We start from the raw sequence: 25852 nt of genomic DNA, 5'->3' as shown, positions 1-25852 counted from the left end.
CTAAATTAACGGCTATTGTGACTGAAATTCTACTTATGTAAAGAAGGCCATAAGGATTGGCGTAATTAGACTTAAAACGAAGCCATGAACGATAGCGGCGGGGACAATCGACACGCCACCACTGCGCTGCAATACCGGCAAAGTAAAGTCCATAGACGTAGAGCCACAAATGCCCAATGCAGTAGAACGATAGCGATTAATAATCAACGGTATCAACATGATGGCAGTCAATTCGCGCAATAGGTCATTAAAAAATGCAGCGCTGCCCATCACGGGGCCATAGGCATCGGTAATTAAGATACCAGTAAGTGAATACCAACCGAATCCAGAGGCGATAGCTAACCCCATTTTGATAGGAAGGCCAAGGAAAAAGGCTGCGGCGGCACCACCGATAAGGGCGCTAACCCCCATGACTAAGGCAATAGTGGTTCCTCGGCGGTTAATTAAAATCTGTCGAATATGCATTCCACTGTTACGCAGTTGTACCCCAACCAGTAACAGCAGCAACATTAGCGCCACTTGGCTGCCTTTATCTGCATAATGTAAGAATTTGAATCCGGTTAATCCCACTAAAAAGCCAATGAGTAACACACCACACAGCTGCAAGGATTCAAATACCATTTTGATACGTGAAGGGGGCTTTTCTTGCTTGTGCTGTGGTACTTTCCACGGATCAAGCTTATCCAGAAGAATTAAAGAAAGCGCATTGAGGCCAAAAATGCAGGCGAAGAAGGTCAGGGCATAAATTAAGATGGAGACTAAATGTGCGCTGAGGTTTTCAAGCAAAGCAAGGGTAATACCCATTAAAAATAAAATAACGTACACCATCGAATTTAAAGACTGATGAACTCGATGAAGAACATTTTTATTTTTTATAGGTATCAAGTAACCCAAAAACAGAGGTAAAAGAATAATCAGCAAGCCTGAATACATGTTAGTGCCCTTTTATTTCATTTTGTTTTATTGCATTAACTACACTAATTTATGCCAATATAAACTTATGCCAATATAAACTTATTTCAATATAAACAACAGATTATATTTAAACATTCATGAACATTGCTATCGAAACATGAATAAATTTAGCCTGTGATGCTAATTATCACGCAGGTGATAAATATTTTTCAATGGCTGATTAACTAAAAATAGGAGAAAAATGCTGGAAAATAAAGCATAAACATCCTATATCACCAAATAAATAAGCTCAATGCAGGAACATGTATCGTAACGTGTTTTTTTTGTACTATGTTGACTCATATAGTAATTAATCGGCTTAATGAGTAAGCTTTTATTTGCGATAGTTCAGGTTGTTTCACGGATACTTGAGCGGTCAGGATGTTACAATCAAACTCAGTTTTTGATAGCAAGGAGAGAGATATGTATCTGGAACGTGTGGAAATATACGGATTTAGAGGGATCAACCGACTTTCTTTAGAACTCAATAATAATACCGTTCTGATCGGGGAAAACTCATGGGGTAAATCCAGTTTACTCGATGCCTTAGATATTTTGCTCTCTCCCGAACATCGGGAATACCAATTCACTGCTAATGATTTTCACCATCCAACAGGGGATGATGAAACACGTTTTCGTACTTTGCAGATAGTCTTAAAGTTCTGTGAGAGTCGCCCGGGTCGCCATCATTCTTATCGTTTCCAAAATCTTGCTTCTGTTTGGGTCGATAATGGAGATGACTTAAAACATATTTTATTCCGAGTGAGTGCGGAGCTAAAAGACGATAACAGTGTTGCGGTAGATAAATGCTTCTTAAATTCAGGGGGAAATAAGTTATCCCTCGATAATGTGGGTAAGTATATTAAAGAAATTGTCCGTTTATATCCCGTAATCCGCTTACGAGATGCGCGTTTCTTAAATAATATAAACCCCGAGACGATAGTCAGCGGAAGCAACAATTTCCGTGAAAACTTTAATCATCAGATTAAAGAATTGACGATGGCGCTGGTGAATAATCCTGAACGCTTAAGTGATAATGACCTTGAAGATGGGGTGGACGCGATGCAGCAATTGCTGAGCCACTATTTTTCAGGGAAAAGTGGTCATATGGTGAAAACGGATAATTCAATGATTAGCATAGAACCTCGTAAGCGAGGTTGGCAGGCATTGGATAATATTAACCGATTAATTGCAAAGCCGAATCAACGTAATATTCGCCTGATTATCCTAGGGATGTTTTCGTCATTACTGCAATCTAAAGGGAATATTGAGCTGGATAAACATGCTCGCCCAATTATTATTGTGGAAGACCCTGAAACACGGCTACATCCTATTATGTTGTCTATTGCGTGGGGGCTGTTTAGCTTGTTCTCCTTGCAGCGGATCACCACAACCAATTCTGGCGATTTACTTTCCCAAGCGCCAATTGATAGCTTATGCCGCCTTGTTCGTGATACGAATAAAGTATCTGCGTATCGTTTGAACCCGCAGGATTTAAGTGCTGAAGAGTTACGTAAAATCTCTTTCCATATTCGTTTTAATCGACCTTCCGCATTATTTGCCCGTTGTTGGCTACTGGTTGAGGGAGAAACGGAAATTTGGCTAATGAGTGAATTTGCGAGGCAGTGTAATTATTTCTTCGAAACAGAAGGAATTAAGGTAATTGCCTTTGCACAAAGTGGCTTAAAACCGTTATTAAAATTTGCCAATAAAATGGGCATTGAATGGCATGTATTAACTGATGGGGATGAAGCAGGGCGAAAATATGCCGCAACGGCGACGCATTATGCCAATAAAATTAATTCGCCAGATAGAGACCGGTTAACCATGTTACCAGCACCGGATATGGAACATTTTCTGTATCGTGAAGGGTTTCAAGGTTTGTACCATGAAATTGCAGAAATTCCTGAAAATGCCCGAGTATCCACTCGCCGTGTGATTTTAAAAGCGATTGCACGGACGTCAAAACCAGACTTAGCACTGGCGACCGTAAACCGTGCCGCTGAATTAGGCCCTGAAGCAGTACCATTGGCTCTGAGAAATATGTTCTCAAGAGTCGCATGGTTGGCGCGCGGTAAGGCGTATTGATATAAATTGCAGTTAATCTTGAATCTGTTTAGTGAAGAGTGATAATTATTCAGCTATCTTATTTTCAAGAGAGGGGCGGCCCTCTGATTGAAAATAGGAATAGAGTTAATGAAGGCAGTATCAAGAAAAAAATGGATTTATGGCATATTTGTCCTACTCGCGGCGCTGGTGACCGCATGGTTTTTTCTTGGTAACCAGCAGCCAGAGAGCTACCAAACAGTTGATGTGACTCGTGGTGACCTTGATAAGCGGGTTATGGCGACGGGTAAATTAGATGCTGTACGTAAAGTGGATGTGGGGGCGCAGGTTAGCGGGCAACTGCAAACACTGTATGTCAAAGAAGGTGATACCGTTAAAAAAGGCGAGCTGCTCGCCGTTATTGATCCGCAAAAAGCGCAAAACGAAGTCACTGAATCTCAAGAAACTATCCATGAATTAGAATCCAACTTGGCATTGGCTCAGGCTGAATTAAAGCTTGCGCAAGTGACTTATCAACGTCATTTAAGCTTATCAAAAGTGCAAGCAGTGGCTCAGCAAGAGCTGGATAAAGCCAGAACCGATGTAGAAGTGAATAAAGCGAAAGTGGCTACGTATCAGTCTCAGATTAAACGTAATCGCGCCTCTTTAGATACCGCAAAAACGAATCTGAAATACACCCAAATTACTGCACCGATGGATGGTATTGTGACGTTTATTAAGACGTTACAAGGGCAAACGGTGATTGCCGCTCAAGAAGCACCAACGATTTTGACGCTGGCTGATTTGGATACGATGTTGGTTAAAGCGGAAGTTTCCGAAGCAGATGTTATCTACCTTGAACCGGGACAAAGTGCGTCTTTTACCGTGTTAGGTGCCCCAGATAAAAAATTCGCGGGAAAACTGAAAGATATCCTCCCGACCCCTGAAAAAATTAACGATGCAATTTTCTATTATGCACGTTTTGAAGTGCCAAACCCTCAACATCTTTTAAAACTCCAAATGACCGCGCAAGTGGTGATTGAGCTTGAGTCCCATAAAAATGTGCTGCTCCTTCCATTATTGGCGTTAGGAAACGAAGTCACTCCACAAGTTTATGAAGTGGAAGTCTTGAATGACGGAATCCCGCAAAAGAGAAACGTTGAAATTGGCAGTCGCAATGATGTCTCTGTGGAAGTGATTAGCGGTTTAAAGGAAGGGGATAAGGTCATCATCGGTCGCAGCAGCGAGACGGAATCGTAATAATGACGACTTTACTTGAGCTACATAACATTACGCGGCGCTATCCTGCGGGTGAACAGGAGATCACGGTACTCAAAGATGTTTCGCTGAAAATAAATGCCGGTGAAATGGTGGCGATTATTGGGGCGTCGGGGTCGGGAAAATCGACGCTGATGAATATTTTGGGATGCTTGGATAAACCCTCATCAGGAGAATATTTCGTTGCAGGGCAAAATATTGCGACCTTAGATAATGACCAGTTGGCACAATTACGACGTGAACATTTTGGTTTTATCTTCCAGCGTTACCATTTACTGAGCCATTTGAGTGCTGAGCAAAATGTCGAAATCCCCGCTATTTATGCGGGAGCAGGCAAGTCTCAGCGCAAAGAACGAGCGGAACAATTACTTCAGCGTTTAGGCTTAGGTGAGCGAGTCAATTATCGTCCAAGCCAATTGTCGGGTGGGCAGCAACAAAGAGTCAGTATTGCTCGCGCTCTGATGAATGGTGGACAGGTTATTTTGGCGGATGAGCCGACGGGGGCGCTGGATAGCCATTCGGGGGAAGAGGTCATGAAGATTTTAAAAGATCTTTGTGTCCAAGGGCATACAGTTATCATCGTTACCCATGACCCGAAAGTCGCGCAACAAGCAGAGCGGATCGTTGAAATCAAAGATGGCGAAATCATCAATGATTCTGGTGTGTTAGCAACGAAGAAAGTGGAGTTTCCGGCAAAAGTTGCGATGAAGAAAAATCCATTAGGGCAATGGATTAGTCGATTCAGTGAAGCCTTATTAATGGCGTGGCGCGCGATGGTGGTGAATAAAATGCGCACCTTGCTGACCATGCTGGGAATTGTGATTGGGATTGCCTCAGTGGTATCCATCATGGTGATTGGTGATGCGGCCAAAGGGATGGTATTGAATGATATTAAATCGATTGGTACCAATACAATTTCTGTGTATCCCGGAAAAGATTTTGGCAGTGATGACCCAGAAAATCGACAAGCGTTGAAAGCCTCTGATATTTCTGCCATTGCTCAGCAGCCTTATGTTCAGTCTGTGACGGGGTCCATTGATACCTCTGCTCGATTACGTAAAGGTAATTTAGATGCGGTGGCTCGAGTCGCAGGAGTGGGGGTAGGTTATTTCCAAGTTTATGGTAATAAATTCGCTGAAGGGATGGGATTTACTCAGGATATGCTTGATCGGCGTGCGCCTGTGGTGGTGATTGACGGTAATACGAAACGACGCTTTTTTCCGAACAAACAGAATGTCGTGGGTGAGATATTGCTTATCGGAAATATGCCCGCGACAGTAATTGGTGTCTTAGGGGAGCAAAAGTCAATTTTTGGTTCCAGCAAAAGCCTAGAAGTGTTTTTACCCGATACAACCATTAACAGTAAGCTGATTAACCGTTCTTACTATGACAGTATTGTGGTGAGAGTGAAGGATGGTATTGATGCGAAAGTCGCTGAGCAGCAACTGACCCGCTTGCTGACATTGCGTCACGGTAAGAAGGATATTTTTACCTATAACATTGATACGTTGGTCAAAACAGCGGAAAAAACCACCCAAACTATGCAGCTCTTTTTGACTTTAGTTGCTGTCATTTCGCTTGTGGTTGGGGGGATTGGTGTGATGAATATTATGTTGGTGTCTGTCACGGAAAGAACGCGTGAAATTGGTATTCGTATGGCGGTTGGCGCCCGAACGATGGATGTGATGCAGCAATTTCTTATTGAAGCGGTGTTAGTGTGCCTTATTGGTGGCTTAATGGGAATTGGCTTATCTTATGGCGTCAGTTTGATTGCTCAAATGGCTCTGCCGGGTTGGACATTTGCCTTTGATCCTATTGCACTCGTCAGCGCATTTGCGTGTTCAACGGCGATTGGGATTATTTTTGGTTTCCTACCAGCAAGAAATGCGGCGAGATTAAACCCAATTGATGCATTAGCAAGAGAGTAATTTATCAATTCGTGATTATTTGAAAAGTTGTAGAGGGGATCTCTACAACTTTTTTCTCACCAAATACGCAATTTATTAAATAAAATAATCGGTGAATGGCTGTTTAGGTCGAATATTTTGTGCGATTAACTGCAATGAAAAGATAATTTACTCCATATTGGCGTGTCGAAATCAGAATTATCTATAGCTGATAACTCATTTTATGAAGTTTCTCTAATCAAATGCGGAATTTTTAACCTATTAATTTACAGCTTATTTTGTTTTTACTCCCTCCTATTTCTCCTCCTATTTAAATAACCGATAATAAAAAAACTATCAAAAAGGTAAATTCTACTTGCGATTTGGTACCGATCGTGGATATTATTCGTCTCGTAGAATAAATGAAACCTAGTTCCATTGAATGGAACTTTAGCGAAAAGCCAAAAATCACAAGTAAAGACTCATACACAGCAGGCATAAAAAATGGCAAATAAAGCAGGTGAAGATTATTCTCTGGCGCGGGTACCGCAAAGTGCTCGTCGACCGTTTTATGAAGTGTTGATCCTCCGTATCGGTTCACTCGCTTGCGTTTCGCAAGTGATGCTAGGTGCAGCGCTTGGTTATGGATTAACGTTTTGGCAGGCGTTTTGGGCCACAATGCTCGGTTCTGTAATTTTACAGGTCGTCAGTTGGGGTCTCGGAGCGGCAGCTTGCCGTGAAGGAATGTCAATCAGTCTACTGTCTCGGTGGTCTGGTTTTGGAAAACTAGGATCCGCATTAATTGGAGGAGCCATTGCTATCTCCTTAATGGGTTGGTTCGGTGTCCAAAATGGTTTCTTCGCGGATGGTATGTATAAAGCGACTAACGTGCTAACACCAGGGACCTGGTCGCTTATTACAGGTATTGCGGTGACAATTATTACGGTATATGGATATCGCTTTTTATCTATTACCGCGAATATTTCAACACCGCTATTTTTATTCGCACTAGGTTGGGCAACTTATAATTTATTATCGGGACAGGACATTAGTTTATTAATTAATGCCACTGAACCTGCCGGGCCTTTAATGACAATGCCAGCTGCAATTACGATGGTTGCGGGTGGTTTTATCATCTCTGCTGTAACAACTCCAGACATCAGTCGCTTTATGCATAAACCGAAAGATGTATTCTGGATGACATTGATTGGTACATTCTGTGGCGAACTTTTCGTCAATATGATTGCGGTATTAATGGCTTTAGCATTACGCACAAGCCAAGTTTTTGATTTGATGATGGCGTTAACTGGGTTGCTAGGTGCATCGATTGTTATCTTCTCAACAATTAAAATGAATGATATCAATCTCTACTCTTCATCACTCGGCTTCTCCACACTGTTGAACGCTATTTTTAATAAGCGTTTTGACCGCCGCTATTTAACCTGGATTATTGGTATTTTTGGTACCGTGGCTTCCATGTTAGGCATCTTAGATAACTTTATTAGTTTCTTAATTTATCTTGGTATTTCGATTCCGCCTGTCGCGGGTATTATGGTTGTCGATTATTACTTGTTAAAACGTGACAGAAAAGAGCTGGATATCAGCCGAGAACAAGGCATTTTACCAACTCGCTGTGAAGCGTATAACCCTGTGACTTTAGTTGCATGGTGTTGTGCGGTTGTCGTCGGTTGGGGCACCTCTGCTCTGGGGCCTTTTGGTGCAGATATTGGCGTTCCAGCGTTGAACTCTTTACTGGTTGGTGCAGTGGCTTATTGGGTAGGTATGCGCTTATTAGCGGCATTCCGAGGCGAGAAAGGCACTCACTTCCGCCAAGTTTCTCATTTAGATTGAGGACAGATAGATGACCGATAACCAAGTGAAAGTCGCTCTGGCTCAGTTTGATTCTGAACTAGGGAATAAAATAGGTAACTTGCAGCGTATGGCGCAACTGTGCGAGCAGGCGGCATCTCAAGGCGCTAAGTTAATCTGTTTCCCAGAGCTGTCGACAACGGGTTATCGGGGTGATCTACTCTCCACTCAGTTATGGGATCTTAGTGATTTTGATGGCAGTGAAACATACTGCCTATTTAGCCAATTAGCTTCCCGTCTAGATATCACAATTGTGGCGGGATTTGCTGAGCGCGGTGAACGTCTTGGTGAAGTATATAACTCTGTAGGCGTTTGGAATCCGGGTTGTGAGAATATCAGCGGCGTATTTCGTAAAGTACATGCGTTTGGTATTGAAAAGCAGTGGTTCAAAAGCGGGGATACTTTCCCCGTGTTTGATACGCCAATCGGCAAAATTGGTGTGATGATTTGCTACGACATGGGCTTCCCTGAAGTGGCGCGGATCCTCACTCTGCAAGGCGCAGAATTGCTAATTGCACCTTCTGCTTGGTGTATTCAAGACCGAGATATGTGGAATATCAATACAGCGTGTCGTGCTTTAGAGAATGGCACGCATCTTCTAGCGGTGAATCGCTGGGGGCATGAAGAAGATTTACACCTATTTGGTGGCAGTAAAATTATGGGCCCGCGTGGGCAAGTTTTGTGTGAGGCATCTTGCGAACAAGAACAGTTGTTAGTTGGTGAGATTGATTTTCGTCTTCAGGCGCATACGCGTTTAAATGTGCCTTATTTAAGGGATAGAAAGCCTCTGGATTATGGCTTGCTGGTGCAGGAAACTCAGGTATGAGTATTTTAACAAGTGTTGTCGACGTGTATCGCTTATTTTTACGCTCAGGTAATGAGTTAACGGTAACCACGTTGGTCAATGAATTATCGATGCCGAAAAGCTCTGCTTCACGTCTATTAAAGCAGATGGCAGAACTTGGGTTGCTCGAAAAGAAAAATAACGCGCCGATTTATCGTCCAGGTTTGTTGATTATGGAGATTGCCCACCGAGCTCGTGGCATGAACCATTTAATTGATATGGCGTTAGAAGCGTTAGACAGTTTGACGAAAGATACTGGGTTTACCAGTTATGTCTCTGCGTTAGATGAAGACAAAGTTCGTGTTGTTCATGCCCGAATTGGTAACAGTATGCTGCAAGTGATTACGCAGCCTGGAACGCGTTTACCTATTGGCGGTACATCAACGGGGCGCGCATTATTAGCACGATTACCAATAAGTGAGCGCATAAACTTAATTAATTTAGAGCCTGAAGAGTCTCGAGCCAGTTTAAATGAGCGTATTAGCGTGATCAATGAACGAGGTTGGGAGTTTTCAGTCAACGAGTCAGTTGCCGGTGTCGCTTCTGTATCCAGTACAGTATATGACCCTTCACAAAATACATTATATGCGTTGTGTTTGAGTCTCCCAGAGTCGCAAATGACCGATGAGATTATCGTGCAGCTGTCCCAAGATCTTTACCGTAAGGCTTCTTACCTAGGATGTATGGTTGGGGATCCTTACTGGTTAGAGCGTAGTACCAAGTAGTCAAAAAACCTTGTGATATAAAGCAGTATCAGCAGTAAAAGTTCAGTAATGAGTAGTTGCAGTAAATAATAATTAAATACCATTCAAAGTGCGTGAATACGCCTTCATCAGGAAATATACCCTTTGTCTTTAGTTAAGGGGTATTCAGAGTAAGCGGGTGCTCCTTTGGTGCCCGTTTACTCTAAAACTCTAAAAAAAATAATTAGAATTAAAGGAAGTACAATGACTCTAAAGCAAACTTTGTGCGTTTATGAGCTGCTCGATTGTGCGAATGTTAGTGGGCATGATGTTGTTCAGTTGTTCCAGGATTTCCCCGCAGTCCAAGCCATTTCAACAACTGTAGTCGATCAAAAAGGCCAAAGTGATTTCGTCAGAATCACCATTCCAGGCTTACAAGGCAAGTCCCAAGGTAAGAATGCACCAACGCTAGGGATCATCGGGCGTTTAGGTGGTTTGGGTGCAAGACCTTCGCGCATTGGGGTTGTTTCTGATGCGGATGGCGCAATTGCAGCCATCACAACGGGATTAAAGTTGGCTCAAATGCAGCAAAGAGGGGACGCATTACAAGGGGATGTGATCATTACAACGCATATCTGCCCAAATGCGCCAACTCGTCCGCATACGCCAGTCGATTTTATGGATTCACCCCTTGAAGACGCTACGATGAATCTTCATGAAGGGATCCCAGAAGCGGATGCCATTTTATCGGTAGATACCACCAAAGGAAATCGCTTAATTAACCATAAAGGTTATGCGCTATCACCAACGGTAAAATCGGGATATATCCTACCTGTTTCTGAGGATCTATTGCGTTTAATGGAGTGGAGTAGCGGACAAAATGCGGTGACGTTCCCGCTATCTATCCAAGATATCACGCCTTATGGCAATGGGCTTCATCACCTCAATAGCATTATGCAGCCAGCGGTTTCAACAACGGTTCCGGTTGTTGGTGTCGCAATTTGCACTGAAACTGTTGTGCCAGGTTGCTCAACGGGAGCTAGTCATGAAGTGGACATTGCTGCGACTGTGAAATTCATGATTGAAGTCGCAAAAGCTTTCGGTGAAGGCCAATGCGCGTTCTATGATGAAGAGCAATATCAGCTATTAACTGAATTGTATGGTGATATGCATCATTTGCAGGCAATGGATGAGTAATAATATTTGTTGCAGACTGTCTTAATTTAGAGCGTTATTAACCTAAAATATCGCTAATTTGAAATAGCAACAGTTAATTATTTACCCCTTAAAAATAATTAACTGTGCTCTATTACCCTAACTTATTCTGCTTTTGCTTCACTACTTTCGATAATTGGAATAATGGCGGTAGCATGAGCGCCTTTAGGTCCATCAATCATAAGCGTGTAGTTGACCTTTTGACCCGCTTTGAGAGTCCGGTAACCATCCATTTGGATTGTGGAATAATGTGCAAATACATCATCTCCGCCATCTTCTGGGCAAATAAAACCAAAACCTTTGGCATTATTGAACCACTTAACCGTACCTGTATTCATATTTCCGTCCTTCAAGTTTGCTACTGACTGTTTATATACATGCATAAAATGCATATGTATACCAGAAGAGCTTTTTCATTACACGTAAATTAAATTAATGTTTTATTTCGATAATATTTTTTATCTGTTTTTAACTTATTGTATATATTGATTTATTAAAATATCGATTTTCTTATTATGATTAAACGCATAAGGAGTGTTATGGTGTTTCTGTTTGTTTTATAAGCAATTATTTTCTTCCCCAAAACCCCACCAAAAATACTCCCCAAAACATTTAAAAATTTGAGTCTTTAAATTACGACAATTTTCCACTCTTTACCGCGATCATCGTTGTAATTATCAGTCATTACTTTCGACCTGTGACCTAACAATCGTTGAGTATCCAATCCTTGTTCTCGATATATCCTTTCAGAAAGAGAACGCTGTTCATGAAAGGTTGGTTCAGCACCTTTCGACCAAGTAATTCCACATTTATTACGTGCATTTTTAAACGCGGCCGTTAATGAGGTATTTGATATTGCCCCGCCTTTTTTACCCCTAGCAATAGAATGGCGATGGTGAAGTAGGTAAGGGCTAACAACAAGATCCCTACACATGGAGATCACATCACCAAGCGTCATTTCTATAGCATCACACTTCAACGTTAATGGGATAGCAATTTTCGTTCCTGTTTTTTCTTGCTCAACATGCAGCATTCCATCCCAAACATCCGAGAATTTCATTTTTGTGATATCACCAAGGCGCTGCCCTGTAATTAGAGCTAATAGCATCCCATGCTGTAAGTAATGAGGGTGCATAGCTGCTTGCTGATAGATAGCCTTCCATTCATCCAGCGATAAACGCTCTCGCTTCACTTTGCTTCTAGGTTTCTTGGTTGCAAGAGCAGGGTTATACCCTGGTGGAACATGGCCAACATGCTGAGCCTCTTTAAACACATCAACAATCACGGATCTGACTACTTGAGCCATTCGGTTATGCCCGAGCGCCTTTACTTCGTCTGTTATTTTAACGACTTCAAGCGCAGTTATATCTTTTAAGGACATCATCCCGCAGTGTTGCTTAAATAGATTTAGCGGCTTAATTTTTTGCTTATATGAGTTTAGCTTTAACTCTCCTTGGTCCATTCGTTCTTGCTGTATTTCTAAATATTTATCAATCCAATTGGACACGCTAATGCCAATTTTCTTATTTTTAATATTTGAAAGCCTGTCATTGATACTGAGTATTTGTTTTGTTTGCTGTTCAGCTATAACCACATTTGCTTGAGCGGCTACTTGCTCGGCTTCCTCGGCGTCCGTGCCGAGGCTATGAAACCTACCTGTTAACGGGTGTTTATATTGCCAATAAACCTTTCCGTTTCGTTTATCTAATTTCCGATACAAATTTGGAATAGTGATTTTATGAGCGCGGGGTCTAGCTGCCATCAGATAATATCCTTTGAAGTTTATCGTTTGAGCAATTCGGTAATTGAGGTTTTGAAACAATACCCACCCAGCGGGAATCACGATCTACCATCCATTTCTTACCAACTTTTAAGGCTGGTGGTACCATCATGTTCGCTTTCGCATACTTCAATAACACTTGCTTGCTGGGCGCATCATCACCGAATTCCAGTTTTGCCCATGCTTCTAGAGATACCATTCTAGACATAATTACCTCCACATATCTGCCCGCATGCAGACTAAAAATTCAACCACAAATACTCGGTACGATTTAACCTCACACAACAATTCTGTAAACTGAGTTAACTGTCTGGATATATCCATCAGCAAGATAAGTATCGATATTGATTACTCGTGATGTTTGAATAGAAGCTCCATCGTAGAATCGATTTTTCTTATCGTTGAAGATTTTCCCGTAAGCGCCATAACCGTAGATTTCTTCAAGCTTTAGATCGGCATCATACTCAGGAGTAATCCCCGTAAGCTGGTTATAGCGATGAATAAACATAGCCCTTGCTTGGACTGGCAGCATTGGGTTTACAGTGATCAGGTCGCTTGATGGGATCCCTTCAAGAATAGGCCATTGGTTATCACCATCCACATCTAAATCACGGCGTTCTGTTGCAAGCATTGTCAGGTCCGCATAGTGAACAACATCACTAATCACTGTTGGCAAGTTCCATTTATCGCAAATAACAGACTGAATAGTCTTTTCGATTGCTTTATATTCCGGCAGCAATGCTTTTAATGGCGTTGGCAGGTCACGGCAATAAGCCTCAGCGGCATCATGCAATAATGCTTCTAACGCGTACTCAGGCGGTACAAGCTGGCTAACATAAACAGAGTGTTGAGCCACAGAATAGAAAGAGTCAATTTGGCCAGCAAACCGACATTCGTTAGATAAGCCCTGTGCAATATCTTCGATAGAAATATCTTCTGCACAGATATTAACAAAATCGAAATGCTTGCCAGTGAACGTTGAGATATAAGACATAATTAAATACCTTTGTTTGCTTCAATCGAGTTATAGGCAGACTTCATTTCTTGATAAAGTTTATTGCTATTGCGAGCCTTATAGAGCTCGATCCATTTATCCCAGTTGTCCACTACAGCAGCCCATTGTGGTGAACATGCTTTCATTTTATGTAATTCACTTTCTAGTTCAGGCACCGCTTCCAGTAGTCGAATACAGCGACCAAAATCAGACGGATCCCAAGGATAGTTATGAGAAACACTAAACTGACCTGAAAGAATAGAAGCCATGTATTTTGAACTAGCCCCAGTATCATCACTCGCTAACCAAGCAGTAAGGCCCATGCCACTGGATGTTTTAACAATAGGTCTTCTGAATTCATCACAAATCAAATTAGCAGCATTAATAATGGCATTCATATAACGAGGTTCGGCAGGGGTGCCGGGTATTTGTTTTTCTATTTCAGTAGATATAGCGGAAATTAATCCAATTTGGTTAATTTGCATAATTACACCTTCTACTCATCATCTGTATATTGATAGTTTTCATCCATACCATAATCACCAGGCGATAATTCTGGATGACATAAATGAAAAGCAAATTTGCGCCAATGTAACTTTTCAGATTCAGATTGTTCTCTATAAGATTTAGCTATATTAATGTTGACTAGATCCCCATTAATAATATCGAACGTCCCGCAATTACTACCTAGGTCTTCATCAGCAAATCGAACAGAAAAGCTATGCTGGCTAAATTTATTTCCAAGTGCTGCATAAATTTGTTCAGGTGTAGACCATGCCGTATCAAACTTAATTACTAACTCGCCCCCATTGGCAATATGTCTTTTTAATCGTTTTTTATAAATACGTTTTTCGTAGCATTTAACATGTGTTGGAGTATGGCGATGCCCATATTTTACTTTTTTATATTTATGCTTCACTGGCATCAGCACATCATATGCGCCCCATTTTGTTCCCCAATTCGAGATGCGCCAGCTATACCAAGTGGCATGACCGTATAGGGCTTCGTTCTTAATTGATTGCTTGGCTTCATTAACTAATTTTTTATATCGTTTCGGGCCAAGTTGTTTTTTAAATCGCTCAAAAACGCCTTTGTCATTTTCTCTTATAGCTGCCGCCATCATTTCAGTATGAGACCCAGAAGTAATATTTAACGTTTTTGGCATTTTTATTAGTTTATTAAAATCAAAGATGCCGTCATTGTTGATGATACTATTAAGTACATGCAGCTTTTCTTTTTCATTTCCTGATGTCATGATTAATTCATTAGTGACATGATTTGGCATAATTAATACTCCACAAAATTTAGATAATAAGAGTCCGTCTCTTAATAAAGAGAATTAAATTCCTTGGTGTTGGGTAAATTATTTAAAGCTTGGCTTCTTTGCCAAGTGAATCAATTAATGCTTTTGTTAAAATATTTAACTCTGAAACAATTAAGAAGAAATCAGCGTCAAAGCGTTGGTTGTAATCTTCCATTCCAATATCATCATTAGTTTCTAAAAATGCAGAATCAAATTTAATTTTGGAAAGAATAAAACTATCATTAATACAGAAGGTGATTCTGTCCTCATAGTTCAATGATAATTTAGTTACTAATTTACCAGCCTCAATATTGGACTGAATTTCATCCGAGACTAAATCTTGTTTTGAATATTTAGCAATTCCGCCTTCTTCAAGAATGGCTTTCATTTCTGATTGCTCACCAAACACAAAGCCTTTTGGTAATTGCCCACTTCTAACCCATTCAGTTAGTGTTAACTCAATTGGGTCTTGCACTGTTAATGGAACAACGGGCAAAGAGCCAATAGCTTTACGGATCATTGCGAAGCAATCCTCAGCGCGGCGAGGTGACGAAACTAGCGCAGCAATAAAACCATCAGTAATATTCACCCATACATCGAAGCGGGCATATTTAGAGAACGCGCGAGGTAGTAACTCGTGAATCACTTCATCTTTAATGGCTTGACGCTCGGTTTTCTTTAGCGTCCTACCCTGATCCGCTTCTAATTTTCCCACCTTTTTATTTAATGCATCATTAATAACTGGCGTTGGTAATATTTTCTCTTCTTTAAAAAGAGAGATTAACATTTGGTTGTTAACTTGATGAGTTAAGCAATCCGATTTACCGATGCCTAGTGGTGGAATAAAACCAAATCGCGACATGTCCAGTGAACCACAAGGTTGGTATTTTAAATGTGATAACTGTTCTTCAATATTACTTAAATCAATATCACGAGTAAGGCGATATATAACCAAGCTTTTTACATTAAAAACGCTCATGAGATAACCCTCATTAATTTGTAATTAACTCCACAATATAAATAAGACCACTGACAGTAATTAAGCACATATTTACCCGTATGGACTGACGCCAATGGTCTTATTTATATTTAGAAAAAAGAGGCGGCATGGCACCGCCAAAAAAATTATCAATAATTACTAACTAGCAACGGCATTATTATTTTCAGCTTGGATCCGAAGATAAATTTCTTCGCGGTGAATACTTGTATCTTTTGGTGCTTCGATACCAATCCGCACTTGGCATCCTTTAATTCCCAAAACAGTGACTTTGACATCATCACCAATAACAACTGTTTCACCGGCACGACGGGTTAAAATAAGCATTCCACTAATTACTCCACATAGTTGATTAGTTGGTTGCTGGTAGGCCCAGACCCGCATTGCAGATCTCAGTTTGCTCGTAAATATCATCTTCGATTCTTACCAGCTTTTCTTTGAGTTCTGCGTAGGCAGCGTTAAGGCTTTCAAGTTTTTTAAGTGCAGCAGCTTTCTCCAAAATCCACGCATGAATTTCATCTGTGGACATTGGGTTGTTAAAGGTAACGATTGGTTTGTTTGAGTTAGTTTGCATAAGTTCCATCCTATTCCTTGTGTGAAATAAGAATGCAACTAAAAGTAGATTATGTCAACAACTAAAAGTAGAAAATAAAGGTAAAATAAAACCAGCTTCCGCTGGTTTTTTTAATTATGCGAATTGTTTTAACGACATAGGCAAGCTTCGAATTAATTTTCCATGAAAATACAATTCATGCATTTCATGGTCTTCAATATAGAACGGCGGGTAAAATTCATTATCAGACATAACCGCTAGCTTTCTACCTTTAACTCTTTGTAATCGTTTAATAAATGTCGAGCCCTCGAAATTAAATACATAAATGCCATCGCCAGTAAATTGCTCAACCTTTGTATCTACAAAGAGCAAATCTTTAGGGTTCAATGTTGGCGACATGCTGTCACCATCAGCATTTATGATTACGACACCATCAAGGCTATTTCTACCGAAAAGTTCATAGACTCTTTCTTTGGGGATTTCTATTGAGCGGATTATCTCAGGGAAAGGGTTATTAATGTAACCATTCCCAGCAGATGCAAATGCTTCGATTTGCCTCACTGTTACCGTATCTCTTTCTTGTTCTTCGCCAAAGCTTCCATATATATCAACGCCATAGTCGAGATAAACTGGCGTGGAATGCACCGTATTTGCTACTTGTTCCATTTTGTCATCTCTGGGCTTTGCAGTTCCAAGCGTATAACGCCGAGCCATTTCATAGGAAACACCGACATTCTCAGATAGCTGTTTAACATCGACACCAGCATCTCTCATGCGCTCAGTAAGTCTCTTAGCGAAATCACTGTATTTTGTATTTTCTACCATAAGTAGAAGTCTATCTCGCACTTTAAGTATTGTCATTTCTATTTTAAGTTGCTTATTATCTCTACTTTAAGTAGTATTTATTCTATTCTTAATCGGAGAAGAAAAATGAATAAAGAAAACATTACAGAGAGAGCAATTAGAGCCGTAGGTGTCCCGTCTTCCGTCTCACGTTTATTCGGTTTTAATTCACCTCAATCGGTTTTTAATTGGATTAAAAACAACAAGGTTCCCGCGGAGCGTGTAATTCAACTCTGCAAAATGGGCGGATGGGAAATTTCTCCACACCAACTTAGACCTGATCTTTATCCAAATGAGCTTGATGGTTTACCAAACAGTACCAAAACCAACTAACAGAGTTAACTACCAACAAAACAACGGAATTGTAGATATGTGCAAACAAACACTAAAAGAAGTCGTGAAAGAGATGTGCAAAGCATTTCCTGGTGGACGTTCGGCAATGGCGGGTGCTTTGGGGATATCTGAAACAACGTTCAACAACAAGCTGTATGAGAAAAACGGCTGTCGCTTTTTTGAAATTGATGAGCTGGAAGCGATTGAAGAGTTGTCCGGTACTGAGTTGCTGGTGGCTTATCACATGGAACGCCACGGAATTACGCCAGCGGTGAAAATCGAAGCAGAGAGCTTAGACAAGGTTGAATTGTTCGATATTCAAATGCGTTTGGGAGCAATGCAGGGGGCGTTAAGCGTTTTAATCAAAGACAGTATTTCTGATGGCGTTTTAACACCAGATGAAATTTCAGCTATCTACAGAAAAATGGAGAAAGTCTTTGCTTATGCATTGGGCTTCGTGGGTTCTTTAGAAAGCGTTTATGGGATTAAACAATGATGAGCATAGCCAGAAAGGGTGACGCCCAGATATGCGGTCCGGGCGTCGGGGTCGCTAAAAACATTTGTGGAGTAATTAGCATGAGCAGTTTAAACCAAATCAGAGCTAAAAAGCAATTCCGCTGCTTACCAGCTTCTAAAAGTGGTCCGTTTCAATATGTAGAAATCATAACTTCAGCAGATGCCTCGGGCAACTACCAGACTGAGCAGCAATTGGTAGATATCGCTGAGTTGAGAAACGACTGGGCTAACTTTTATTTCAATAGCAAAGGCGAGGCGCATGTCTAATGAAAACCCAAATAATCTTAATCGGGTGTATCTGGATAAGCGTGGTATTCGCGTTCGCGTCATACGTTATGAGCGAGAAAAGCAGTGGGTCATATACCTGCGTGACGGCTATGAACATGAATGCTTCGCCCCTTTGTACAAATTTAAAGATGAATTCACAAGAGTCGAGTAGGTAGCAAGTATGAGCGTAAAACTATCAAGTTATGTTTGGGATGGCTGTGCGCCAGCAGGTTTGAAGATAACCTCAGTTGCTATCATGGCTCGTCTCGCAGACTTCTCAAACGATGAGGGCGTGTGCTGGCCATCGGTACCAACGATTGCCCGCCAAATTGGTGCAGGTGAAAGCACTGTGCGTACCGCTATCAAAGATTTAGAAAAAGATGGTTGGTTGTCGAGAGAAAAGCGCCGTAAAGGTAACCGTAATGCGAGCAATATCTATCAGCTTAATGTTGATAAATTAGCTTTAGCAGCGAGAGCCGCATTACCTCAACCAGCAGAATCTGATACGTCAAATCCTGACGCGTCAAAATCCGTTGCATCAAAATCTGTCCCGTCAGAATCGAGCAAAAATAACCATTTTGACCCGTCAGAATCTGGGGGCGATCCGTCAGTAACTTCAAAACAAGATCCATCAGTAACTAACTCTTCGTCGCAGAATTCTAGCGAATCCAGCGACAAGCCTAAAATTGATTTTTTAAATCGTTACCCAGAGGCAGTGATTTACAGCCCTAACTTCCAGAAATGGGGATCTGCGGATGACCTCAAGTGTGCTGAATGGCTGTTTAGCCGCAAGTGCGAAGTATTCAAAGATTTAGGTCTCAATGCTCCTAAGGAGCCTAACTACACTGAGTGGGCTAACGATGTTCGCCTGATGGTGAGCCAAGATGGTCGCACCCACAAAGAGATTTGCCAATTCTACAAACGCGTTAGCCAGGATGCATTTTGGAAAAAGAATGTTCAATGTCCGAAGGCATTACGCACCCAGTGGGATGATTTAACACTCCGTTTAGCGGGTGAGCAAAAGGTTTCTATCGACCAAGTTGAGCGTGACGAGGCATTCACTCGCATCATCGGTTCCCGTTCAAAACCACAAAACCGTATCGAAGAAATTGCCGCTGAGTTAGCGGGCAAATCTGGCGTTCGTCGTATGACTGACTTTGTTGGACGCAAGGCATGGGCGGGTATTTGGCAACAGGCAGCAGAACAAGCAGCGAGAGAGGTGACAGCATGATGCGCAGTGAAGCTAAAAAAATCTATGGCACTAACGTTTTTGGCATTGTTGCCATGTTGCATCAGCTGCGCCGCTGGTGGGCTATTCGTGACTTACGTAGTCGTTGGAATGATTCTCGTGATGGCTTAGTTATTTGCAGAAAATTCAGCCATCTAAGCTACTACGCTGATTATTTTCAAGTTCAGCAGCGTTATAAGCGGATTCGTATGTTTGCAAAAGCCCACCAGCAGCGAGGTGCTATCTGATGAGCGAATACGTTGCAAAACTCAATGAACTCAAAGCCAAGCCAGTCCATAAACTTAATGAGATTGGTGATCAGTGGCAATCTCCCGAAAATCTGGTGTATGGCGTTAACGCAATCTATGGCCCATTCACGCTGGATTTATTTACTGATGGTGAAAATAACAAAGCCCCACATTTTTACACTGCGGAGGACAATGCGCTCACTCAAGATTGGTCGGAAAAGCTAAAAGAAATCGGCGGTGTAGCATTTGGTAACCCTCCATATTCAAGACCTTCATATCACGATAAACAGGCCATCACAGGTGTTATTCACATTATGAATTATGCTTCAGCGATGCGCGAAAAGGGCGGTCGTTATGTCTTTTTATTGAAAGCAGCAACAAGTGAAAGTTGGTGGCCACAAAATGCGGATCACATCTGCTTTATTCGTGGGCGTATCGGTTTCGACGTTCCTAAGTGGTTTAACCCTGCTGATGAAAAACAAAAACCTACCGGGGCATTTTTCGCCGGAGCAATTGTTGTTTTCGATAAAACTTGGACTGGCAAAGCATTTGATTACATCAATCGTGAAGAGTTAGAGCAGCGCGGCAAAGCATTCATAGAGCAAGCGCAGTGGTTAGCTAAAAAGATGGGAGTGGCGGCATGAGAGACAATGTTTATTTAAGAAGCATCGATGTCATAAAAGCTGTTAGGCACTTAGATGCATTCACTCAGCGTCATGTAGAAAGACTTCTTTGCTTCACATACTCAGAAGCTAATCACGCGATAAAGATGTTGGTAGATCTCGGATGCGTTAAGTCGATAGGAAAACGAAAAGCATCCCATAAAAACATTGAAGTTTATCACTATGAAGTAGATCCGATGGCAATAACGAAGTTAAAGGCTGCTAGAGGAAAAGATACTGAGCCAGTGTTCAAGGAAAAGAAGGAAAGGGATAAAGAGGATATTTTCTGCGGGATAACTGTTGTTGAAAAAGCTTACATCGGCGATATGGGAAGTCCTTTGCTTAAACAACTAGATAAACTGCTGGCGGGAGTTAGAGCATGAAAGACAAGATGCCAGAAATCCAGCCTTGCCGTTATTGCAACAGTTCTGACACAACAGTTGAAAGTCATAGTTATAGAACATGGTTCTATGTTCGATGTCATAGCTGTGGTGCTAAAGGCCCCGACGTTAATGATAAACCAATGGCAGTAATTGTATGGAATAAGGGGGTAATTAGTGAGTAACTCAATATCTCTAACGCTACCATTTCCTCCAAGTGTTAACGCTTGCTGGCGGAATATCAACGGTAAAACTCTGATCAGTGCAAAAGGGCGCGCGTTCCGGGCAAATGCTGCGGCAGCCATCTATGAACAATTACGCAAAAAACCAAAGGCAATCACTGAGCATGTATATGTCACTGTGAAGATGTACCCACCATCAAAACGTCGAATGGATATCGATAATTACTTGAAAGCACCTTTTGATGCATTAACTCATGCAGGCGTTTGGAGTGATGATGTTCAGGTTAGGCGCGCAATCATTGAATGGTGTGAAGTAGTCAAAGGTGGTCGGTTTGAAATTGAGATACACCCTCTTAATGCGGAAGGGGGAAAATCAGCATGATTCATCAATGGATATTAACTCCAATCATCATTCCAGAAGTGAATGCAGTGATGTTTAAACCAGGGGCGAGCCTAGGTATGTTTAGTGGCCGAATGCTTATCACGACATTACCTGATGAATTAAAGCATCAACCCTCGGGTTTAATTTCTTCCTCTCAACATAACTTCAGCGCCGAGGTGAGCGGTGAACGGGTATCAAAACCTGTATTAAATTTAACCATAGACGCTGAGCCACCAGCAAGTTTTATGAAATTACCGAAGTTTCAGCGCTGGACTAACAATGATTACCTGAAATGGGTTAAATCACAGCCGTGTTGTGTTTGTGGCGCCACAGCTGACGATGCTCATCATATTATCGGATACGGTCAAGGTGGAATAGGTGCAAAAGCTCATGACTTGTTCACTATCCCATTGTGTCGAGTTCACCACAGCGAGTTACACAAGGATCCTAAAGGGTGGGAACAAGAAAACGGTAGCCAGTTAGTTTTGTTATTTAAATTTCTAGATCGCTCTATCGGTCTGGGTGTATTTGGTTAATGCGTTGTGCGGAACGCTGTGGAGATTATTGCATGAGAGATATTCAGTTAGTTTTAGAGCGCTGGGGTGGTTGGGCTGCCGAAGGTAAAAGTCGTGTTGGTTATTCACCAATTGCTGCAGGGTTTAAAGGCTTACTCCCTAATGTGAATGGTGATCGACTTTCTTGTTGCGATGACGATGGAATACTTATCGACTCAGCTGTTGGACAGCTAATTAAAGCTGGCAAAAAAGATGAATATGATCTGATAGAAAAACACTACATCAAAGACATATCAAAATCAGCAATAGCAAGGGACATGAAGTGTTCGGAAGGTAAGATTAGACAAAAGCTTATGATAGCTGAAACCTTTATTGATGCCTGTTTAATTATGGCTGGTGCAGTTTTGGAAATGGATGAATGGACAAATAAATCAACAATTGATAGCTAGATACTTTTCGTTACGAATTTTGGGTGCTAATGTGATAAGAGTGAATACGTTGTCACCTAACTTATAGAATGAAACCTCGCCATTTGTGCGGGGTTTTTTGTGTATTAAAATTAAATATTGGACCTATAATAGGGCACTCACTTTCAATTTATAGGTCTAAAAAATGGATATAACGACTGAAAAAGAATTAGCTCAAGCTCTTAAAGGGAATATTGATACAATCACAGTGACCGGCAATCTAGCTAAAAGCACTATTAAAATTAAGGCTACGGGAAATGTTGCATGGGCAATAGCTATTGGGGCAATCGGTATAGCTGCATTTGCTACATATGCTACTGTGGGAACTGGGGGAACCGCAGCTCCTGTCTCTGGACTTGCTGCCATTGGTGGTTCTGGCGCAGCAGTAGGGATATTAGGCACAGCAACCACATGGAGTGCAATATCTATTGCCGTTGCTGCTGGTGGTGTGGGTGTTTTAAACAAGCTAAGAAAATATAAAATAGTTGAAAAAACGGGGGATAGGGTTGTACTTAAAAGAAAATAACTCTATCGCCATCAAAAAGGGCTGCGCATTGCGTAGCCCTTTTTGTATATACCAACCGCAAATCACTATCAACACGTTCAATTGTTACAATTAATTTGCTGGTAGCTTTCCATTTAGAGGAACTGTTATGTCGAAGAATAAAGAGCCTAATAATGAACAATTAACACTGGAAGAGAGGGTGGCGCTGCTCAGTAATAAAGTTTTAGAGCTTGAGAAACAGTCATTGCAAATAATTTCGGCAATCTCTCAAGCTCAAGCGTTTAATGATCACGCTATAAATGAGCTTCGTTTACTTATTTTGAAGTAGATGGAAGCCCCTTCAAAAACTCACTGTAGGCTATTTCTCTTATCTCGCTCAGCGTCTTGTTTTTTATATCGTGTGATATTGCATCCAAACCAATGATTGTGGTGATTCCATTTACACTCAGGCTCACATTTACAACGTAATTTATACCCGGCACAGGGTTAGCAATAAAGACACGTGATAAATCGTGGATGCCAATAAGACTGTAATTTTCCATATAAATCTCACTCCGAAGTTAATCAGCCATCCCTTCGGTAAGTCACATAGGGCTGAACCTCTAACTTATCTCAAATACTGATTAAATTCATTAATCTAAATCTAGCTGCTATTGCTGGTGGCTTTCTATTATTTACACACTAAGGAATATAACTATGTACGCACTTAAATTAATGGCAGAACGTAATGGTCGTAAAGTCGAAGAGGTTCACCATATTGGTAGTATGTACCGGCTGGAGTTTTATCCAGTATCTGAAAATCCTGATATTGTGGCTCGGCTGGAGTACACCGCAAAGGACTCTGTTCCTTCATTTGATATCAAGCGAACCGACCACGCCTACATCACGACAGTAACTGGCGATACAGTTCGGGTTATTAGTCGGGGATTACAATCAAATTGACATAGGCTGCCTTGGCAGCTTTTTTATTAACTAATTATTGGAACACTCCGCAGGGGGTGGATATGCGTATGCACGAAAAATACTCTAGCCCCTTTTCTTATGCTCTTGGAGTTATCACCACTGCTGCTGGGGCTTTATCGTTAGACCAATGGGCGGTGCTCATCGGGATTATATGTACAGTCGCCACATTTTTGGTGAATTGGTACTACAAGCGGAAAGAATTCAAATTAAGAGAAGGTGAATCTAGTGGCAAAAATACCAAATAAAATAAAAACTGCCACCGCTGGTGGCTTAGTTGCTTTGACTGTAAGCATGATTGCTTACTTTGAGGGGATGGAAACCAAACCTTATAAAGATGTCGTGAATGTCACTACTGTTTGTTTTGGGCATACGGGTTCTGACATTATTCCTACAAAAACATATACAGAATCAGAATGTTTAGCTTTGCTTGAAAAAGACCTCAGCAAAGTAAGAAAGGGCGTGGACCCTCTAATTAAAGTTGATATCGACGATAACACCCGAGCCGCTATTTATTCCTTTGCTTACAACGTGGGCACAGGTGCTTTTGCACGTTCTACGATGCTAAAGAAACTGAATGCAGGTGATATCGCTGGTGCTTGCAACGAACTTAAACGCTGGACATACGCAGGGGGTAGAGAGTGGAAAGGCCTGATAACACGCAGAGAGATAGAAAACGCAGTATGCCATGGCAAGTTTGCTTATGCTTATCCGCTTTCATTATCGGAATCCCCGTCTGTTTGGCAGCTGGCGTATACGCACTCAATGACAATACCTGCGGTGGCACTGACAAGGTAAGTTTAGAAAAACGCTGCCAAAGTGCGGTCAATTACAACAAAGCCCGGCAGGTTAACTTATGAAGATAGATAACTCAGTTTGGCTTTTTTTTATGCTAGTTATTGCAGGTTGGTGGGCGGTTACTGAACATGAAAGTAATTCGTTACTTAAAGCGGATAACATCAACAAAAGCAAAGTCATTGCTTCTCAATCCTTTCAATTCAACCGCTTCAATCAAATAGCGACAACGGCATATCGTAATGGCATCAAAACTGATGTTAAGTCACAGGAGAAAGTCATTGAATACCGCGAAATACTCAAGAAAGAGCTTACTTGTGATTTGCCTGTGCCTCAGCCTATTGCTGATGGGTTGCTCAAGTACACCCACGAATTACGGGCAATGTACGCCGATTCCCAAAACACTAACAGAGCCAGTGCTAGTACCACTACCACCAGCACCTTAACTTATTGCCAAGCGGTGCTATGGATTGATTCTTTATTATCAGCATTGGATAAGGCTAACGGGCAAATAGAGGCAATACGGGAAATTGAAGCGACTAGAAATAAAAACGCCCCAGATATCGGGGCTAAATGAGAATAACTACTTATGAATGAGCGTCACTATACGTTAATCATTAATGAGCACAACATTAAAGAAGTAGTAATCTCAAATAGATATTACAAACATGAGCCTCGCTAAATGCGGGGCTTTTTCATTGGTGTAATTATCCTGCTATTTGAAAATTAATACGGAGATAGCGACATAGTGAAAACCTACAACTTTCCCCCTTATGGTCCCGGATACAATTCAAGTGTCGTAGTGGTACTTGACCGCATTACTCACCTCGAGGGCATTAGCTTTAATGGCATTCGAGGTACTGAGATTCACCTAGATACGGGAGTGAAAATTCGCACGGGCATGAATTTATGCGATGTAAATAAAATAATGGAAGGTAACCAATGACAGGAAAAATTGTATTAACACTGGAGAAAATCAAGTCACTACATGAATTTGCACAAGAAGAAGGTCAACCGTCTTACACAATTGAAGTAGGTACTATCTGTGATGGTGACGAAATTATTTATGAAGGTCTGATTGCTTATTCAGGCTCTGAAGAACATGGCGTTCTACAACTAGAATAATTGCGAGCGAGGCGCTGCGTTGTCGCTGTCTCGTATGTTAAC

The 25852-nt window shown here is 41.4% G+C and carries 38 protein-coding genes; 26 read left to right on the top strand and 12 right to left on the bottom strand.

The features are described 5' to 3' along the window. Positions 1–33: 33 nt before the first annotated feature. Positions 34–933 (bottom strand): lysine exporter LysO family protein, encoded by a 900-nt coding sequence (locus GKR48_RS14605; protein ID WP_036951864.1) that lies wholly within the window; start codon positions 931–933, stop codon positions 34–36. 444 nt (positions 934–1377) lie between these two features. Between GKR48_RS14605 and GKR48_RS14600 the strand changes: the two genes are divergently transcribed. The 7 genes from GKR48_RS14600 (at position 1378) to GKR48_RS14570 (ending at position 10757) form a co-directional block, all read left to right on the top strand. After that, positions 1378–3042 (top strand): ATP-dependent nuclease, encoded by a 1665-nt coding sequence (locus GKR48_RS14600; RefSeq protein WP_154628599.1) that lies wholly within the window; start codon positions 1378–1380, stop codon positions 3040–3042. Positions 3043–3150: 108 nt separating this feature from the next. Further along, positions 3151–4260, top strand: coding sequence for a macrolide transporter subunit MacA (gene macA, locus GKR48_RS14595; protein ID WP_154628598.1), 1110 nt, complete (start codon positions 3151–3153; stop codon positions 4258–4260). A 2-nt stretch (positions 4261–4262) separates the two neighbouring features. Next, positions 4263–6206 carry a macrolide ABC transporter ATP-binding protein/permease MacB gene (gene macB / locus GKR48_RS14590; RefSeq protein WP_154628597.1) on the top strand — a complete coding sequence of 648 codons (1944 nt, stop codon included), beginning with the start codon at positions 4263–4265 and terminating at the stop codon, positions 6204–6206. 462 nt (positions 6207–6668) lie between these two features. Continuing rightward, positions 6669–8015, top strand: coding sequence for a purine-cytosine permease family protein (locus tag GKR48_RS14585; RefSeq protein ID WP_154628596.1), 1347 nt, complete (start codon positions 6669–6671; stop codon positions 8013–8015). 10 nt (positions 8016–8025) lie between these two features. Continuing rightward, positions 8026–8859 (top strand): nitrilase-related carbon-nitrogen hydrolase, encoded by an 834-nt coding sequence (locus GKR48_RS14580; RefSeq protein WP_154604322.1) that lies wholly within the window; start codon positions 8026–8028, stop codon positions 8857–8859. Then, positions 8856–9602, top strand: a complete 747-nt coding sequence (locus GKR48_RS14575) for an IclR family transcriptional regulator (RefSeq protein ID WP_154604321.1) — start codon at positions 8856–8858, stop codon at positions 9600–9602. Before GKR48_RS14580 ends, GKR48_RS14575 begins: the two co-directional genes overlap by 4 nt. Before the next feature lie 222 nt (positions 9603–9824). After that, the gene (locus GKR48_RS14570) at positions 9825–10757 is read left to right on the top strand and encodes a DUF1177 domain-containing protein (RefSeq protein ID WP_154628595.1); all 933 of its coding nucleotides are present in this window, start codon (positions 9825–9827) and stop codon (positions 10755–10757) included. A 122-nt stretch (positions 10758–10879) separates the two neighbouring features. On the opposite strand, the gene cspD is transcribed toward GKR48_RS14570, so the two are convergent. The 10 genes from cspD to GKR48_RS14520 form a co-directional block, all read right to left on the bottom strand. Next, positions 10880–11113 carry a cold shock domain-containing protein CspD gene (gene cspD / locus GKR48_RS14565; RefSeq protein WP_154604319.1) on the bottom strand — a complete coding sequence of 78 codons (234 nt, stop codon included), beginning with the start codon at positions 11111–11113 and terminating at the stop codon, positions 10880–10882. 290 nt (positions 11114–11403) lie between these two features. Next, complete coding sequence (locus GKR48_RS14560; RefSeq protein ID WP_154628594.1) at positions 11404–12537, bottom strand: phage integrase Arm DNA-binding domain-containing protein; 1134 nt, start codon at positions 12535–12537, stop codon at positions 11404–11406. Further along, positions 12527–12763 carry a hypothetical protein gene (locus GKR48_RS14555; protein WP_006662242.1) on the bottom strand — a complete coding sequence of 79 codons (237 nt, stop codon included), beginning with the start codon at positions 12761–12763 and terminating at the stop codon, positions 12527–12529. Before GKR48_RS14555 ends, GKR48_RS14560 begins: the two co-directional genes overlap by 11 nt. A 69-nt stretch (positions 12764–12832) precedes the next feature. Then, positions 12833–13549 carry a hypothetical protein gene (locus tag GKR48_RS14550; RefSeq protein WP_154628593.1) on the bottom strand — a complete coding sequence of 239 codons (717 nt, stop codon included), beginning with the start codon at positions 13547–13549 and terminating at the stop codon, positions 12833–12835. 2 nt (positions 13550–13551) lie between these two features. Continuing rightward, positions 13552–14034, bottom strand: a complete 483-nt coding sequence (locus GKR48_RS14545) for a hypothetical protein (RefSeq protein ID WP_154628592.1) — start codon at positions 14032–14034, stop codon at positions 13552–13554. An 11-nt stretch (positions 14035–14045) separates the two neighbouring features. Further along, positions 14046–14834: a hypothetical protein gene (locus GKR48_RS14540; RefSeq protein WP_154628591.1), complete on the bottom strand. Its 789-nt coding sequence runs from the start codon at positions 14832–14834 to the stop codon at positions 14046–14048. An 82-nt stretch (positions 14835–14916) separates the two neighbouring features. Continuing rightward, positions 14917–15831 carry a recombination-associated protein RdgC gene (gene rdgC, locus GKR48_RS14535; RefSeq protein ID WP_154628590.1) on the bottom strand — a complete coding sequence of 305 codons (915 nt, stop codon included), beginning with the start codon at positions 15829–15831 and terminating at the stop codon, positions 14917–14919. A gap of 159 nt (positions 15832–15990) precedes the next feature. After that, on the bottom strand, positions 15991–16176 hold the full coding sequence (csrA, locus tag GKR48_RS14530; protein WP_006657722.1) for a carbon storage regulator CsrA: 186 nt from the start codon (positions 16174–16176) through the stop codon (positions 15991–15993). Between the two features lie 25 nt (positions 16177–16201). Continuing rightward, positions 16202–16423, bottom strand: coding sequence for a hypothetical protein (locus GKR48_RS14525; RefSeq protein ID WP_154628589.1), 222 nt, complete (start codon positions 16421–16423; stop codon positions 16202–16204). Positions 16424–16537: 114 nt separating this feature from the next. Then, positions 16538–17227, bottom strand: coding sequence for a LexA family transcriptional regulator (locus GKR48_RS14520; protein ID WP_230088694.1), 690 nt, complete (start codon positions 17225–17227; stop codon positions 16538–16540). 105 nt (positions 17228–17332) lie between these two features. Between GKR48_RS14520 and GKR48_RS14515 the strand changes: the two genes are divergently transcribed. The 14 genes from GKR48_RS14515 to GKR48_RS14445 all read left to right on the top strand — a co-directional run bounded on the left by GKR48_RS14515 (position 17333) and on the right by GKR48_RS14445 (position 23258). Then, positions 17333–17578 carry a transcriptional regulator gene (locus GKR48_RS14515; protein WP_112860051.1) on the top strand — a complete coding sequence of 82 codons (246 nt, stop codon included), beginning with the start codon at positions 17333–17335 and terminating at the stop codon, positions 17576–17578. A 37-nt stretch (positions 17579–17615) separates the two neighbouring features. After that, complete coding sequence (locus tag GKR48_RS14510; RefSeq protein WP_154628587.1) at positions 17616–18074, top strand: YmfL family putative regulatory protein; 459 nt, start codon at positions 17616–17618, stop codon at positions 18072–18074. A gap of 80 nt (positions 18075–18154) precedes the next feature. Continuing rightward, entirely contained in the window at positions 18155–18361 is a 207-nt protein-coding gene (locus GKR48_RS14505; protein WP_154638958.1) for a hypothetical protein, read from the top strand. Then, the gene (locus GKR48_RS14500) at positions 18354–18533 is read left to right on the top strand and encodes a DUF4222 domain-containing protein (RefSeq protein WP_112860049.1); all 180 of its coding nucleotides are present in this window, start codon (positions 18354–18356) and stop codon (positions 18531–18533) included. Before GKR48_RS14505 ends, GKR48_RS14500 begins: the two co-directional genes overlap by 8 nt. A 9-nt stretch (positions 18534–18542) precedes the next feature. Further along, positions 18543–19592: a helix-turn-helix domain-containing protein gene (locus GKR48_RS17955; RefSeq protein WP_230088693.1), complete on the top strand. Its 1050-nt coding sequence runs from the start codon at positions 18543–18545 to the stop codon at positions 19590–19592. Continuing rightward, positions 19589–19837: a hypothetical protein gene (locus GKR48_RS18225; protein WP_230088692.1), complete on the top strand. Its 249-nt coding sequence runs from the start codon at positions 19589–19591 to the stop codon at positions 19835–19837. The genes GKR48_RS17955 and GKR48_RS18225 overlap by 4 nt, the downstream gene beginning before the upstream one ends. Next, on the top strand, positions 19837–20481 hold the full coding sequence (locus GKR48_RS14480; protein ID WP_154628586.1) for a phage N-6-adenine-methyltransferase: 645 nt from the start codon (positions 19837–19839) through the stop codon (positions 20479–20481). Before GKR48_RS18225 ends, GKR48_RS14480 begins: the two co-directional genes overlap by 1 nt. After that, positions 20478–20882 carry a hypothetical protein gene (locus tag GKR48_RS14475; RefSeq protein ID WP_154628585.1) on the top strand — a complete coding sequence of 135 codons (405 nt, stop codon included), beginning with the start codon at positions 20478–20480 and terminating at the stop codon, positions 20880–20882. Before GKR48_RS14480 ends, GKR48_RS14475 begins: the two co-directional genes overlap by 4 nt. Further along, positions 20879–21064 (top strand): Lar family restriction alleviation protein, encoded by a 186-nt coding sequence (locus GKR48_RS18220; protein WP_006661527.1) that lies wholly within the window; start codon positions 20879–20881, stop codon positions 21062–21064. Before GKR48_RS14475 ends, GKR48_RS18220 begins: the two co-directional genes overlap by 4 nt. After that, positions 21057–21443 (top strand): RusA family crossover junction endodeoxyribonuclease, encoded by a 387-nt coding sequence (locus GKR48_RS14465; protein ID WP_336431178.1) that lies wholly within the window; start codon positions 21057–21059, stop codon positions 21441–21443. Before GKR48_RS18220 ends, GKR48_RS14465 begins: the two co-directional genes overlap by 8 nt. Beyond that, positions 21440–21979: a DUF968 domain-containing protein gene (locus tag GKR48_RS14460; protein ID WP_154628584.1), complete on the top strand. Its 540-nt coding sequence runs from the start codon at positions 21440–21442 to the stop codon at positions 21977–21979. The genes GKR48_RS14465 and GKR48_RS14460 overlap by 4 nt, the downstream gene beginning before the upstream one ends. A 32-nt stretch (positions 21980–22011) precedes the next feature. Then, positions 22012–22407 (top strand): antiterminator Q family protein, encoded by a 396-nt coding sequence (locus tag GKR48_RS14455; RefSeq protein WP_154628583.1) that lies wholly within the window; start codon positions 22012–22014, stop codon positions 22405–22407. 163 nt (positions 22408–22570) lie between these two features. Beyond that, positions 22571–22951, top strand: a complete 381-nt coding sequence (locus tag GKR48_RS14450) for a hypothetical protein (RefSeq protein WP_154628582.1) — start codon at positions 22571–22573, stop codon at positions 22949–22951. 127 nt (positions 22952–23078) lie between these two features. Next, entirely contained in the window at positions 23079–23258 is a 180-nt protein-coding gene (locus GKR48_RS14445) for a hypothetical protein (RefSeq protein WP_154628581.1), read from the top strand. Here GKR48_RS14445 and GKR48_RS14440 read toward each other — a convergent pair. After that, positions 23245–23472 carry a hypothetical protein gene (locus tag GKR48_RS14440; RefSeq protein WP_006661533.1) on the bottom strand — a complete coding sequence of 76 codons (228 nt, stop codon included), beginning with the start codon at positions 23470–23472 and terminating at the stop codon, positions 23245–23247. The two genes, GKR48_RS14445 and GKR48_RS14440, sit on opposite strands and share 14 nt — an antisense overlap. A gap of 154 nt (positions 23473–23626) precedes the next feature. Between GKR48_RS14440 and GKR48_RS14435 the strand changes: the two genes are divergently transcribed. The 5 genes from GKR48_RS14435 (at position 23627) to GKR48_RS14415 (ending at position 25810) form a co-directional block, all read left to right on the top strand. Further along, a complete protein-coding gene (locus GKR48_RS14435; RefSeq protein ID WP_154628580.1) occupies positions 23627–23872 on the top strand; it encodes a hypothetical protein in 246 nt (81 codons plus the stop codon). A gap of 62 nt (positions 23873–23934) precedes the next feature. Continuing rightward, positions 23935–24138: a phage holin family protein gene (locus GKR48_RS14430; RefSeq protein ID WP_006658966.1), complete on the top strand. Its 204-nt coding sequence runs from the start codon at positions 23935–23937 to the stop codon at positions 24136–24138. Further along, positions 24119–24688, top strand: coding sequence for a lysozyme (locus GKR48_RS14425; protein ID WP_336431177.1), 570 nt, complete (start codon positions 24119–24121; stop codon positions 24686–24688). The genes GKR48_RS14430 and GKR48_RS14425 overlap by 20 nt, the downstream gene beginning before the upstream one ends. 91 nt (positions 24689–24779) lie before the next feature. Beyond that, entirely contained in the window at positions 24780–25262 is a 483-nt protein-coding gene (locus tag GKR48_RS14420; protein ID WP_230088691.1) for a hypothetical protein, read from the top strand. Between the two features lie 365 nt (positions 25263–25627). Next, complete coding sequence (locus GKR48_RS14415) at positions 25628–25810, top strand: hypothetical protein (RefSeq protein ID WP_154628578.1); 183 nt, start codon at positions 25628–25630, stop codon at positions 25808–25810. Positions 25811–25852 lie beyond the last annotated feature (42 nt).

The sequence above is a fragment of the Providencia sp. wls1943 genome, from assembly GCF_009706275.1.
GTDB lineage: Bacteria > Pseudomonadota > Gammaproteobacteria > Enterobacterales > Enterobacteriaceae > Providencia > Providencia zhijiangensis.
The sequence above is the reverse complement of the archived record's forward strand: the minus strand, read 5'-3'. Positions and strand labels throughout refer to the sequence as shown.